The 9,894-nt window shown below is 63.9% G+C and carries 15 protein-coding genes; 9 read left to right on the top strand and 6 right to left on the bottom strand.

Features of this window, described 5'->3' with window-relative positions; all coding sequences use genetic code 11:
• The first annotated feature begins 9 nt into the window (after positions 1-9).
• A complete protein-coding gene (locus JNE37_RS13705) occupies positions 10-768 on the top strand; it encodes a sulfite exporter TauE/SafE family protein (RefSeq protein ID WP_203063308.1) in 759 nt (252 codons plus the stop codon).
• Between the two features lie 71 nt (positions 769-839).
• Here JNE37_RS13705 and JNE37_RS13700 read toward each other — a convergent pair whose 3' ends face one another.
• The gene (locus JNE37_RS13700) at positions 840-1,013 is read right to left on the bottom strand and encodes a YdcH family protein (protein ID WP_081840357.1); all 174 of its coding nucleotides are present in this window, start codon (positions 1,011-1,013) and stop codon (positions 840-842) included.
• A 158-nt stretch (positions 1,014-1,171) separates the two neighbouring features.
• Here JNE37_RS13700 and JNE37_RS13695 point away from each other — a divergent pair, with 158 nt between their 5' ends.
• The 4 genes from JNE37_RS13695 to rpsU all read left to right on the top strand — a co-directional run bounded on the left by JNE37_RS13695 (position 1,172) and on the right by rpsU (position 3,414).
• Complete coding sequence (locus JNE37_RS13695) at positions 1,172-1,387, top strand: YdcH family protein (protein ID WP_182399567.1); 216 nt, start codon at positions 1,172-1,174, stop codon at positions 1,385-1,387.
• Positions 1,388-1,451: 64 nt separating this feature from the next.
• Positions 1,452-1,952, top strand: coding sequence for a 5-(carboxyamino)imidazole ribonucleotide mutase (gene purE, locus JNE37_RS13690; RefSeq protein ID WP_035028569.1), 501 nt, complete (start codon positions 1,452-1,454; stop codon positions 1,950-1,952).
• Positions 1,945-3,030: a 5-(carboxyamino)imidazole ribonucleotide synthase gene (locus tag JNE37_RS13685; RefSeq protein WP_203063306.1), complete on the top strand. Its 1,086-nt coding sequence runs from the start codon at positions 1,945-1,947 to the stop codon at positions 3,028-3,030. Before purE ends, JNE37_RS13685 begins: the two co-directional genes overlap by 8 nt.
• A 150-nt stretch (positions 3,031-3,180) precedes the next feature.
• The gene (gene rpsU / locus JNE37_RS13680; protein WP_035028582.1) at positions 3,181-3,414 is read left to right on the top strand and encodes a 30S ribosomal protein S21; all 234 of its coding nucleotides are present in this window, start codon (positions 3,181-3,183) and stop codon (positions 3,412-3,414) included.
• A 74-nt stretch (positions 3,415-3,488) separates the two neighbouring features.
• Here rpsU and JNE37_RS13675 read toward each other — a convergent pair whose 3' ends face one another.
• Together JNE37_RS13675 and JNE37_RS13670 are read right to left on the bottom strand one after the other, a co-directional pair.
• Positions 3,489-4,028: a cytochrome b/b6 domain-containing protein gene (locus tag JNE37_RS13675; protein ID WP_203063304.1), complete on the bottom strand. Its 540-nt coding sequence runs from the start codon at positions 4,026-4,028 to the stop codon at positions 3,489-3,491.
• 4 nt (positions 4,029-4,032) lie between these two features.
• On the bottom strand, positions 4,033-4,299 hold the full coding sequence (locus JNE37_RS13670) for a PepSY domain-containing protein (RefSeq protein WP_035092230.1): 267 nt from the start codon (positions 4,297-4,299) through the stop codon (positions 4,033-4,035).
• A gap of 144 nt (positions 4,300-4,443) precedes the next feature.
• On the opposite strand from JNE37_RS13670, the gene JNE37_RS13665 reads away from it, so the two are divergent.
• Together JNE37_RS13665 and JNE37_RS13660 are read left to right on the top strand one after the other, a co-directional pair.
• Entirely contained in the window at positions 4,444-5,100 is a 657-nt protein-coding gene (locus JNE37_RS13665; RefSeq protein WP_203063302.1) for a response regulator transcription factor, read from the top strand.
• Positions 5,100-6,443, top strand: a complete 1,344-nt coding sequence (locus JNE37_RS13660) for an ATP-binding protein (RefSeq protein WP_203063300.1) — start codon at positions 5,100-5,102, stop codon at positions 6,441-6,443. Before JNE37_RS13665 ends, JNE37_RS13660 begins: the two co-directional genes overlap by 1 nt.
• Here the strand turns inward: JNE37_RS13660 and JNE37_RS13655 are convergent.
• Both JNE37_RS13655 and JNE37_RS13650 read right to left on the bottom strand, forming a co-directional pair.
• On the bottom strand, positions 6,440-7,279 hold the full coding sequence (locus JNE37_RS13655) for an alpha/beta hydrolase (protein ID WP_052014939.1): 840 nt from the start codon (positions 7,277-7,279) through the stop codon (positions 6,440-6,442). The two genes, JNE37_RS13660 and JNE37_RS13655, sit on opposite strands and share 4 nt — an antisense overlap.
• A complete protein-coding gene (locus JNE37_RS13650; protein ID WP_203063298.1) occupies positions 7,276-7,926 on the bottom strand; it encodes a DsbA family oxidoreductase in 651 nt (216 codons plus the stop codon). The genes JNE37_RS13655 and JNE37_RS13650 overlap by 4 nt, the downstream gene beginning before the upstream one ends.
• 233 nt (positions 7,927-8,159) lie before the next feature.
• Between JNE37_RS13650 and JNE37_RS13645 the strand changes: the two genes are divergently transcribed.
• Entirely contained in the window at positions 8,160-8,597 is a 438-nt protein-coding gene (locus tag JNE37_RS13645) for a GtrA family protein (RefSeq protein WP_203063296.1), read from the top strand.
• Complete coding sequence (locus JNE37_RS13640; protein WP_203063294.1) at positions 8,584-9,201, top strand: class I SAM-dependent methyltransferase; 618 nt, start codon at positions 8,584-8,586, stop codon at positions 9,199-9,201. Before JNE37_RS13645 ends, JNE37_RS13640 begins: the two co-directional genes overlap by 14 nt.
• On the opposite strand, the gene JNE37_RS13635 is transcribed toward JNE37_RS13640, so the two are convergent.
• On the bottom strand, positions 9,198-9,875 hold the full coding sequence (locus tag JNE37_RS13635; RefSeq protein WP_203063292.1) for an ArsR/SmtB family transcription factor: 678 nt from the start codon (positions 9,873-9,875) through the stop codon (positions 9,198-9,200). The genes JNE37_RS13640 and JNE37_RS13635 overlap by 4 nt on opposite strands.
• Positions 9,876-9,894 lie beyond the last annotated feature (19 nt).

Genomic DNA, 9,894 nt, shown 5'->3' with positions numbered 1-9,894 from the left:
TTCCCGCCTATGTATGATCCCTACTTCCTCACGATCTGCGTGATCGCGGTCTTCCTCGTTGCGCTCTCCAAGGCGGGCCTGCTGGGCAGCCTGGGCGTGGTCGGTGTGCCGCTACTAAGCCTCGTCATGCCCGCGCGCGACGCCGCCGGCATGATGCTGCCGGTGCTGCTGGTGATGGATGTCATCGCCGTCTGGTCCTACCGCAAGGAATGCGACTGGAACATTCTCAAGATCATGCTACCCGGCGCCATGGTCGGCACACTGATCGGCTGGGTGCTGTGGTCGTTCGTATCGGACGCACTGGTGCTGCTTTTCGTCGGCATCATCACGGTGCTCTTCATCATCGACGCGGTCTTCCCCATCCGGAAAGCTTTGGTCGGCATGTCTTCGCCATCCAAGAACTGGGGGCGGTTCTGGGGCGGGTTTGCCGGCTTCACCAGCTTCGTCAGCCATACGGGCGGGCCGCCGTTCCAGATCTACGTGCTGCCGCAAAAGCTCTCGCCGGCCCTCTATTCGGGCACGTCGGCCTTCTTCTTCGCCATCGTCAATTCCAGCAAGCTCGTGCCCTATTATTTCCTCGGCCAGCTATCGGTGAGCAATCTCGAACTGGCCGCGCTCCTGGCGCCGGTGGCCATCGCGGGCGTGCTGATTGGCGTCTATCTCGTTCGGCGGATTTCGGCGCGCTTCTTCTACCAGATCGCCTATGGCCTCGTGTTCCTCCTGGCGCTCAAGCTCATCTATGACGGAGCGACCGGGCTGATGGCCTAGACGCCATCGGGCAACAAAAAAGGCCGCGAAACCGCGGCCTTCTCCCACAACTTCAAATCGTTTGGCGCCAATCAGGCGCTGACGCTGGAGAGTTTGGCGAGTTCGTCCTTCACCTCGAGCTTCTTGCGCTTCAGCGCCGAAATATAGAGATCGTCCTTTCGGGTGCTCTGCATCTCGGTTTCGATCTTGAGATCGAGCTCCCGGTGCCGCCGCTCGAGAGCGGCGATGTGGCCTTCAGTCGTCATAACAACTCCTTTAAGCTTGGTCGAACACCTGATCGTCACAAATAATTCACGTCTTGTCGACTCCGCCGAAGGGGTCGCCGGGAAACCCCGTGCAAAATCTTTCGCGATCAGCTAACCAAGATCAGGCGTTCATAAGCACAAAGAAGTCGCGCGCCCCTATGCTGCCTTTGACCAAGGAACAGGAAGCCGCTCTCGGCCTCGAACTGGCAACCAAGCGCCAGGAACACGCGGATCTGGATGCCGCCATTGCGACATTGGCCGCTTCCCAACTTGCGGACCGCATGCTCATCCAGCGGCTCAAGAAGCGCAAACTGGCGCTCAAGGACCGTATCGTGCAGCTCGAAACCATCCTGATACCCGATATCATCGCGTGAGCGGCTGCCTTGCACCTCACGACCTTTTGAGCTAAACGCGCCTTTTGCAGGGGGATCGGGCCATATGCTGACCACGCCGCTTGTCGCCATAGTCATGGGCAGCCAGTCCGATTGGCCCACCATGCGGCATGCCGCCGAGATCCTCGACAACCTCAAGATCGAATACGAAGCGCGGATCGTTTCCGCCCATCGCACCCCCGACCGCATGGTCGAGTTCGCCAAGAGCGCCAAGGCCGATGGCTTCAAGGTCATCATCGCCGGCGCCGGCGGGGCCGCCCATCTGCCGGGCATGATCGCCTCCATGACCACCCTCCCCGTCTTCGGCGTGCCGGTACGCTCCAAGGCCCTTTCGGGCCAGGACAGCCTGCTCTCGATCGTGCAGATGCCGGGCGGGATCCCGGTGGGCACGCTTGCCATCGGCGAGCCGGGTGCCATCAACGCTGCGCTCCTGGCGGCGGCCGTTCTCGCCCTTTCCGATTCCGAGATCGACGCCGCGCTCGAACGCTTCCGGCGCGAACAATCGGGCGCCGTTCCCCTCTTCCCACAAGACGACGACCATGACTGATCCTTTGCCGCCCGGCAGCACCATCGGCATCCTGGGCGGCGGGCAGCTCGGCCGCATGCTGGCACTGGCCGCAGCCAGGCTCGGCATGAAGAGCCATATCTTCTGCCCGGACGTCGCCAGCCCTGCCTTCGAGGTCACGCCCCACAGGACAATCGCCGCCTATGACGACGAATCGGCGCTTGCCGCCTTCGCCGATGCCGTCGATGTCGTGACCTACGAGTTCGAGAACGTGCCCGCCCGCACCGCCGAATTCATCGCGGCCCGCAAGCCGTTACGCCCCGGCGCCCGAGCATTGGCCGTGTCGCAGGATCGACTGGAGGAGAAGGGCTTTCTCTCGGAAAGCGGCGTGCCGGTGGCGCCCTATCGCCCGGTCTATTCGCTCGACGACCTGGAGGCGGCGCTCGCCGAACTGGGCACGCCCGCCGTGCTCAAGACCACGCGACTCGGCTATGACGGCAAGGGCCAGCGCATCATCCGCTCGATCAACGAAGCTGCCGCTGCGTTCGACGCGCTCGAGCCCAAACCGCTGGTGCTCGAAGGGTTTATCGCGTTCGACAAGGAAATCTCGGTCATCGCCGCACGCAACGCGCAAGGCGAGACGCGGCACTTCGAGCCCTCCGAGAACGTCCACCGCGACCACATCCTCAAGACCTCGACCGTACCCGGCAATATCTCGCCCACCTTGGCGGCAAAGGCCGGCCAAGCGGCGCAGAGGATCGTCGAGGCGCTCGATTATGTGGGCGTGATGGGCATCGAGTTCTTCGTACTGCCGGGCGGCGAGGACCTGCTGGTCAACGAAATCGCGCCGCGCGTCCACAATTCGGGGCACTGGACCGAGGCGGTCTGCGTCACCGACCAGTTCGAGCAGCATATCCGCGCCGTGGTCAACTGGCCGCTTGGCGACGTAACGCGCACGGCCGACGTGGTGATGGAAAACCTTATCGGCCACGAGGCCGATTCCATCGTCGACCTTCTCGGACCGGGCGTGCGCCCCCATCTTTATGGAAAGATCGAGGCCCGACCCGGTCGCAAGATGGGCCATATCAACCGGATCGGCCTGAAAACCGGCGCGAAATAAGCAATTTGTGCGGATTGAGCAGTGGACAAGCTGCCGGGCTTGGACTATACCGCCATCCACGGTTGACCGGCCCGGCTGGTCGGCGCGAGCGTCATTTGGCTTTCGCGCTTCACATCAAACACTGACGAGAATTCTGGAAGGCGGTTACGCTTGCAAGTAGTTGTCCGCGATAACAATGTCGATCAGGCGCTCCGTGCGCTGAAGAAGAAGCTGCAGCGGGAAGGCGTTTTCCGTGAGATGAAGCTTCGCAACTATTATGAGAAGCCCTCCGAGAAGAAGGCGCGCCAGAAGGCTGAGGCCGTGCGTCGCGCCCGCAAGCTGGCCCGCAAGCGCGCCCAGCGTGAGAGCGGTGTCGCTTCCTCGACCCAGCGTCGCGCCTCGTAATCATCGAGAGCTGAAATGAATTCAGGACGCCGTCCCTTCCGGGGCGGCGTCCTGCATTTGTCTGCGTTGCCGAATTACGCGACGTCTTCTGGCCCGGTCTCGCGCTTCCAGCCGGTAATCATGGCCAAGGGCAGGTTCTCGCGATGGCGCAGGCTCGCCAGGGCTACGCCCGCCAGATGCAGGCCCACCAGCACCAGCAGCAGCTTGGCCAATAGCCTGTGGCCATCCTCAAGCCAACCGACGCCGAAGAACTGATCAGTCTGCGTCAGCCAGCCACTGAGCGCCAGCGCGCCCATGGTGAGGATCAGCGCTACGATCATCGCCCCGCCGGCGGGGTTGTGGCCGAGATAGCGGCTCTCGCGCCCCACCACGATATCGCGCAGATAGGCCAGCACCGTCGTTGGATGGCGGACGAACTGGCTGAACCGGGCATAGCGCGTGCCCAGCACCCCCCAGACCAGCCGCATCACGATGAGACCGCCGGCCGCATAGCCCGCCCAGTGATGCAGCGTCTTGGAGTGATCGGCACTGAGCCAAGCTATGGCAAAGCTCAGCGCCAGGCCCCAATGGAAGAGGCGCACGACCGGGTCCCAGACTTTGACGAGCCCGGACATGGCATCAGTTCGCCGGGGCGTTGACCGGCGCGAGCGTGGCCGGGTCGAACAGCGCTTCCATGCGCGAGCCATCGCCCTTCATGGCATAGGCTTCGTAGCACCCCTGGTCCTTCTTGATCTGCCGCACGGTCCAGCCTTCGCCCTCGAGCTTGCTCTTGAGAGCATCTTCGGGCTGCCACTTGTCCGCCGGCACGGTGCAGGCGTCAGCAGCAAAGGCGGGCGCTGCGGTGAGCACGGCGAGGGCTGCGGCGACGAAAGCGAGCTTCTTCATGGTAGATTTCCTTGTGTCAAAATGCCTTGCTTGGCCTGATGACGATGCGGGCCGAGCCTGACGCCAGGCTGAAGGCACACGCGCCTGCCCTTCAGGCTGGCGTCAGCTTGGGCAGCTAGGCAGGTTCGATTTGCGGTGGGGCCAATGCGCGTTTTGCTTGTCGAAGACGACCGGGACTTGGGTGGCGCGGTGCGCGATCACATCGCCGCCGAAGGCTATGCCGCCGACTGGGTACGTCGCCTCGACGAGGCCGAGAATGCAACTCTGGCAACGGCCTATGATCTCGTGCTGCTCGATCTCAACCTGCCGGACGGCAAGGGCCTCGACTTCCTGCGTCGGCTGCGCAAGCGAGGAGACGCCACCCCGATCATCATCCTCACCGCCATGGACCAGGTCTCTTCGCGCATCGAAGGTCTCAATGCGGGAGCCGACGACTATATCGTTAAGCCGTTCGACCTGAGCGAGCTTTCAGCTCGGCTGGCCGCAGTGGCGCGGCGCTACACGGGCAACCCAAACCCACTTCTCACCTTTGGAGAGATCGAGATCGACCAGGCGCATCGGCTGGTGACCAATGCCGGCAGGCCTATCGAAGTCACGGCAAGGGAATGGGCCATTCTCGAACGGTTGGTGCGCCACCCGGGCATTGCCGTCTCCAAGGCCCAGATCGAGGAAACGCTCTACGAGTTCGGTGCCGAGATCGAAAGCAATGCGGTGGAGGTCTATGTGAGCCGGCTGCGCAAGAAGCTGGGACACGATTTCATCCGCACGGCGCGCGGTATCGGCTACCGGGTGGAACGCTGATGAGCAAGCGCCTGAGCCTTACCGCACGATTGGTGCTGACGCTTACGATCGGCGCCGCGCTGCTCTGGATCGTGGCAGCGGCAGTCTCGATCGGCATTTTGCGCAGCGAGATCGACGCCGCCTTCGACAAGGGCCTGCAGGAGACCGCGCAGCGCCTGCTGCCGCTGGCCATGCATGGGCTGCGCGAGGCTATGCACGACAATCGTCCGGACGACGACGGCGGCGAGATTCCACTGCTGCGGGAGGGTGCGGGCGAATACATCGTCTACCAGATCCGCGATCGCGCGGGCGCGCTGCTGCTGCGCTCGCACGACGCCCCCACCGGCCAGTTGACCGAAACCATCGAGCCCGGCTTTGCGACCGCACAGAACCTGCGCGTCTATACGGAGGGGACCGGGGACGGAGAATTCGTGATCCAGGTGGCCGAGGGCCTGGAGCACAGGCAGAAATCTCTGCTGGAAAGCGCCACCGCCCTCTTCCTGCCGCTGGCCCTGCTTGTGCCGCTTTCGGCGCTCGGCATCGGGCTGGCCGTGCGGCGCGGCCTGGCGCCGCTCCATGCTTTGAGCCAGGAGGTGAGCATTCGCGGCGCGACCAATCTGGCTCCGCTCGCACCAGCCGAATTGCCGCCCGACCTCAGGCCGATCGCCGAGGCGACGGACCAGCTTATTGCGCGATTGCGGGGAGCTCTAGAAGCGGAGCGTGCGTTTGCCGCCAACAGCGCGCATGAACTGCGCACTCCCATAGCCGCGGCGCTAGCGCAGACACAACGCCTCATCGCCGAACTTGGCAGCAGGCCGGAGGCCCTGCGGGCACGGCAGGTGGAAGAGGCGCTCAAGCGCGTTGGCGAGCTGTCCGAAAAACTGCTGCAGCTTGCCCGCGCCGATGCCGGCATGGCCGCGAGCGCAACGCGGGTTGACCTTGTGCCGGCCATTCGCCTGCTCTGCCGCGACAGCGCCAGTCGCGCGGGCAATGACGGACGGATCGTGCTGGAAGCGCTGCCCAATGAGAGCCTGCTCGCGCCTATCGACATCGATGCCTTCGGCATCGCCTTCCGCAATCTGCTCGACAACGCCCTTGCCCATGGCAGCCGGGACGAGCCCGTGCGCGTGGCCCTCGGAGAGAACTGGGTGGCGGTGACCAATGGCGGCAGGACCGTCGACCCGGCCACGCTCGAAGGGCTCAAACAGCGCTTCGTGCGCGGCGAGACGACGAGCAGCGGCTCGGGACTGGGCCTGGCCATTGCCGAAACGATCATGGCGCAGACTGGTGGAGAGGTACGCCTCTCCTCGCCCGCACCGGGCCGCCCGGACGGCTTCGAAGCCCGGCTGGTCTTTCCCGCCTAGCGGGCCGCAGCCACCTTGGAGGCGGCGTATTCGGCGTCTTCGAAGAAGGTCTTGGCCCGACCCCAGATACCACGCGCCCAGAGATCGCCGTGGTCGGCACCCGGCTCGATCCAGAGATCGTATTTGTGCGGCACGAGCTGGTAGAGCCGCTCGCCATTGGTGACGTCGATGGTCTGGTCGGCGGTGCCATGGGCGATGAAGACCGGCTCATCGACCTTGGTGATCCACTCGTTGACCGGGAACTGGTCGGACATCAGCAGGCCGACGGGCAGGTAGGGATAGCGCTCGAAGGCGACATTGACCGCCGAGAGGAACGGCGTCTCGAGAAGCAGCGCATCGGCATCGCGGATGCTGGCGATATAGGTGGCGGGGCCCGTGCCGAGCGAGCGCCCCCAGATAACGATCGGCTGGCCCTTGGCCTTGAGCCAATCGAAAGCAGCCGTCGCATCGTCGAGAATGTGCTGCTGGGAGATTTCGCCCGGAGAGAGCGGGAAGCCGCGATAGTCGAAGGCGAGGAAGCCGTAGCCGTCGGCAGTCCAGGCTTCGAAGCGCTCATGCTCTTCGGAGAACGAGCCGCTATTGCCCTTGTAATAGAGTACGACCGGCTTGCCGACCTCGGCGGGCGGCGCGTACCAGCCATGGACCACGGCCCCGTCGGTGGTGGGGATGGTGACCTCTTCGGCGCCCTTGATCTTGGTATCGGCAAGCGCTGTGATCTCGCCAGTGGCGGTGTACTGCAGCGCGCGCTGGTTGAAGTAGATGTAACCGAGGACCGCCGCATAGGCGATGATAACGAGCGCTACGAGCGCGATGACTATGCGGCGGACGAACTTCACTGGGAGGCAACCTCTGGCTTGAGCAGTTCGGCGAAGGCCCGCTGGAACACTTCCTCGGGCTGGGCGCCGGACATGGCGAATTTACCGTCGAACACGAAGAAAGGCACGCCATTGATGCCCTGTCGGGCGGCAGAAATCGCCAGATGCTCGGTGGTTTCGAGCTCTTGGGGATCGTTCATCAGACGCAGCGCCTCTTCCCGATCGAAGCCGTGCTCGGCCGCGATATCGGCGAGGACGGCATCGTCATTGATCTGCCGGTGCTCAAGGAAATAAGCGTCGGCGATCGCATTGGCGAGAGCATGCTGAGTGCCCCGCGATTTGGCAAGCCGGGTAATGGTGTGCGCCTTGGCGGTACGGAACATGCGCGGCTGCTGGGACAGGTCGAGATCGACGCCCGACTTCCTGGCCTCTTCCTGCGGACGCGCCCACATTTCCGCCGGATCGCGACCGTACTTGGTCTTGAGCATATGCCAGACATCGACGCCTTCGGCGGGGACGTTGGGATCGAGGTAGAACGGGTGGTTCTCCACCTCCACTTCGATGCCCTCGGGCAATTCGGCAATGGCCTTGTCGAGCCTCACCGACCCGATCAGGCACCAGGGGCAGACGACGTCGGTGAAGATATCCACCTTGAGCTTGCGCGTCATGAGTCGTGGCTCCTTTCAGTAACTTTACCGCAGAAATGGCGCGAAGAGGGCCGGAATGCAAGGAGGCACCTGGGGGTGACCGGGGATCGGGCTGAGCTTTCCCCTCACTAGCCCGGATTGTGAATTGAGGGTTTGGCAACCATGGCGCAGGGAAGCTGGCGGGCCGGTCGTTCAGTCACCTGAAGTTCAGGGTTGGGCGCTTATGATCGTCCCATGTTACCACGAGGACAGTCATGAGCGTGCTGCTCGAAAGCTTGGTCCGTGACCAGGATCATGACATTGCCGAACGCAGCCTCTTCTGGCAGGCGCTGACCTTCCTCGCCATCGGCGGCGGGGCCGCCATGGCGTTCGTGTGCCTGTCCTCGCTCGCCGTCGGCGCCGGCCTTCCGCTCGCCGACTGGATTGTGAGCGCGCTGTGCTATGCGGCCTTCATCCTGCCGGTCTACTTGCTCCACCGCCGCTTCTCGTTCAATTCCGACGCCCCGCACCTCCAGGCCCTCCCCCGCTACGTGACTGTGCAACTGGTCGGCCTCTCGCTTGCGGCTCTGTTCTCGTTCCTCGCCTACGGCATCATCGGCCTGCCGACGCTCTTTGCCTCGCTGCTGGTCATCGGGCTGACTTCGGCCATGAACTTTCTCGTGCTGAAAGTCTGGGCTTTTGGCGAGCGCTAAGGCAGCCCTCAATGCCGTCCACAAGGCCGCCGTGTTCAATCGGCGGGTCGAGGTGCTGTCACGGCATCTGGCAGGCATCATTCCGACAGGCGGTAAGGTTCTGGATCTTGGAGCCGGCGACGGCTCGATCGCCCACGCGCTGATGACTCTCCGCCCCGATCTTGCTGTCGAAGGCGTGGACGTGCTTCTCCGCCCGCAGACGCTCATCCCGGTCACGCTCTATGACGGCGTCACCCTGCCCTATCCGGATGACGCCTTCGACTACGTGACGATCGTTGACGTCCTGCACCACACCGACGATCCGGCAGCCGTGCTGCGCGAGGCCGCACGAGTGGCAAACCGTGGCGTGGTGATCAAGGATCACCTCGTACAGGGCACCGGCGCCCGCACAACCCTGCGCTTCATGGATTGGGTCGGTAATCGCGGACACGATGTGCGCTTGCCCTACAACTATCTGACCCCAACCGAATGGCAGCGCGCTTTCGCTGCCGCCAATCTGCTTGAAGTCCGTCGCGTCGCGGCCCTGAACCTCTACCCCGCGCCCTTCACCTGGCTATTCGATCGCAGTCTGCATTTCGTCGCGCTGCTCGCGCCGCAAACCTAGGCGATCCCGAACGATTTCCGGAAAGCGCTGAGCCCGTCCTGGCTGAAAGCCAGCACGCGCCCCTCTTCCCGTCGCACCCAGCCTCGCTCCAGCATCGTGTCGAGAATGGCCGCGCCAAGCGCTCCACCAAGATGATGGCGCCGCTCGCTCCAGTCGAGGCACGCGCGGCAAAGCGGTCGCCGGCCCTTGCCGAGCCCCGAAGTATCGATGCCGAATTCGGCGAAGAATGTCCGCCCCTTCTCGGTCAGCAGCGGATTGTCGCGATCTGCCACCAATTGTCCGTCGGCCAGCGCCTCAAGAAGCTCCACACCCCGCTCACCAGCAAGGTGATCGTAGCAAACTCGCGCCTGCCGCAGCGCGGGATCGCGCGGGCCGGTCCGCACGCGGACCGCGCCAGTGCGCTGGGCCAGGCCCATCAACCCTTCGAGCACCTGCGCAACATCGCCGCCCGATAGTCGGTAATAGCGATGCCGCCCCTGCTTCTCGGCGACAACGAGGCCGGCCGCCTCCAGCTTGGAGAGGTGCCCGCTGGCCGTCTGCAGCGTCACGCCGGCCGCATTGGCAAGCTCGCTGACGGTGAGCGCACGGCCATCCATGAGTGCCGTCAGCATGTTGGCCCGGGCCGGATCACCCAGGAGCGCAGCGATGTTTGCGATGACAGGACCGTCTTTCATACTTCGATGCTAACCGAAG

The sequence above is a fragment of the Paradevosia shaoguanensis genome (assembly GCF_016801025.1).
Classification (GTDB): Bacteria; Pseudomonadota; Alphaproteobacteria; order Rhizobiales; family Devosiaceae; genus Paradevosia; species Paradevosia shaoguanensis.
The sequence above is the reverse complement of the archived record's forward strand: the minus strand, read 5'-3'. Positions and strand labels throughout refer to the sequence as shown.

What these genes read in the sequence shown, in the direction of transcription:
- JNE37_RS13685 (WP_203063306.1), top strand. Translation starts at nt 1,945, where the DNA reads ATGACTGATCCTTTGCCGCCCGGCAGCACCATCGGCATCCTGGGCGGC.
- JNE37_RS13695 (WP_182399567.1), top strand. Translation starts at nt 1,172, where the DNA reads ATGCTGCCTTTGACCAAGGAACAGGAAGCCGCTCTCGGCCTCGAACTG.
- JNE37_RS13650 (WP_203063298.1), bottom strand. Translation starts at nt 7,926, where the DNA reads ATGACGCGCAAGCTCAAGGTGGATATCTTCACCGACGTCGTCTGCCCC.
- purE (WP_035028569.1), top strand. Translation starts at nt 1,452, where the DNA reads ATGCTGACCACGCCGCTTGTCGCCATAGTCATGGGCAGCCAGTCCGAT.
- JNE37_RS13675 (WP_203063304.1), bottom strand. Translation starts at nt 4,028, where the DNA reads ATGTCCGGGCTCGTCAAAGTCTGGGACCCGGTCGTGCGCCTCTTCCAT.
- JNE37_RS13665 (WP_203063302.1), top strand. Translation starts at nt 4,444, where the DNA reads ATGCGCGTTTTGCTTGTCGAAGACGACCGGGACTTGGGTGGCGCGGTG.
- JNE37_RS13660 (WP_203063300.1), top strand. Translation starts at nt 5,100, where the DNA reads ATGAGCAAGCGCCTGAGCCTTACCGCACGATTGGTGCTGACGCTTACG.
- JNE37_RS13635 (WP_203063292.1), bottom strand. Translation starts at nt 9,875, where the DNA reads ATGAAAGACGGTCCTGTCATCGCAAACATCGCTGCGCTCCTGGGTGAT.
- JNE37_RS13700 (WP_081840357.1), bottom strand. Translation starts at nt 1,013, where the DNA reads ATGACGACTGAAGGCCACATCGCCGCTCTCGAGCGGCGGCACCGGGAG.
- JNE37_RS13670 (WP_035092230.1), bottom strand. Translation starts at nt 4,299, where the DNA reads ATGAAGAAGCTCGCTTTCGTCGCCGCAGCCCTCGCCGTGCTCACCGCA.
- JNE37_RS13705 (WP_203063308.1), top strand. Translation starts at nt 10, where the DNA reads ATGTATGATCCCTACTTCCTCACGATCTGCGTGATCGCGGTCTTCCTC.
- JNE37_RS13645 (WP_203063296.1), top strand. Translation starts at nt 8,160, where the DNA reads ATGAGCGTGCTGCTCGAAAGCTTGGTCCGTGACCAGGATCATGACATT.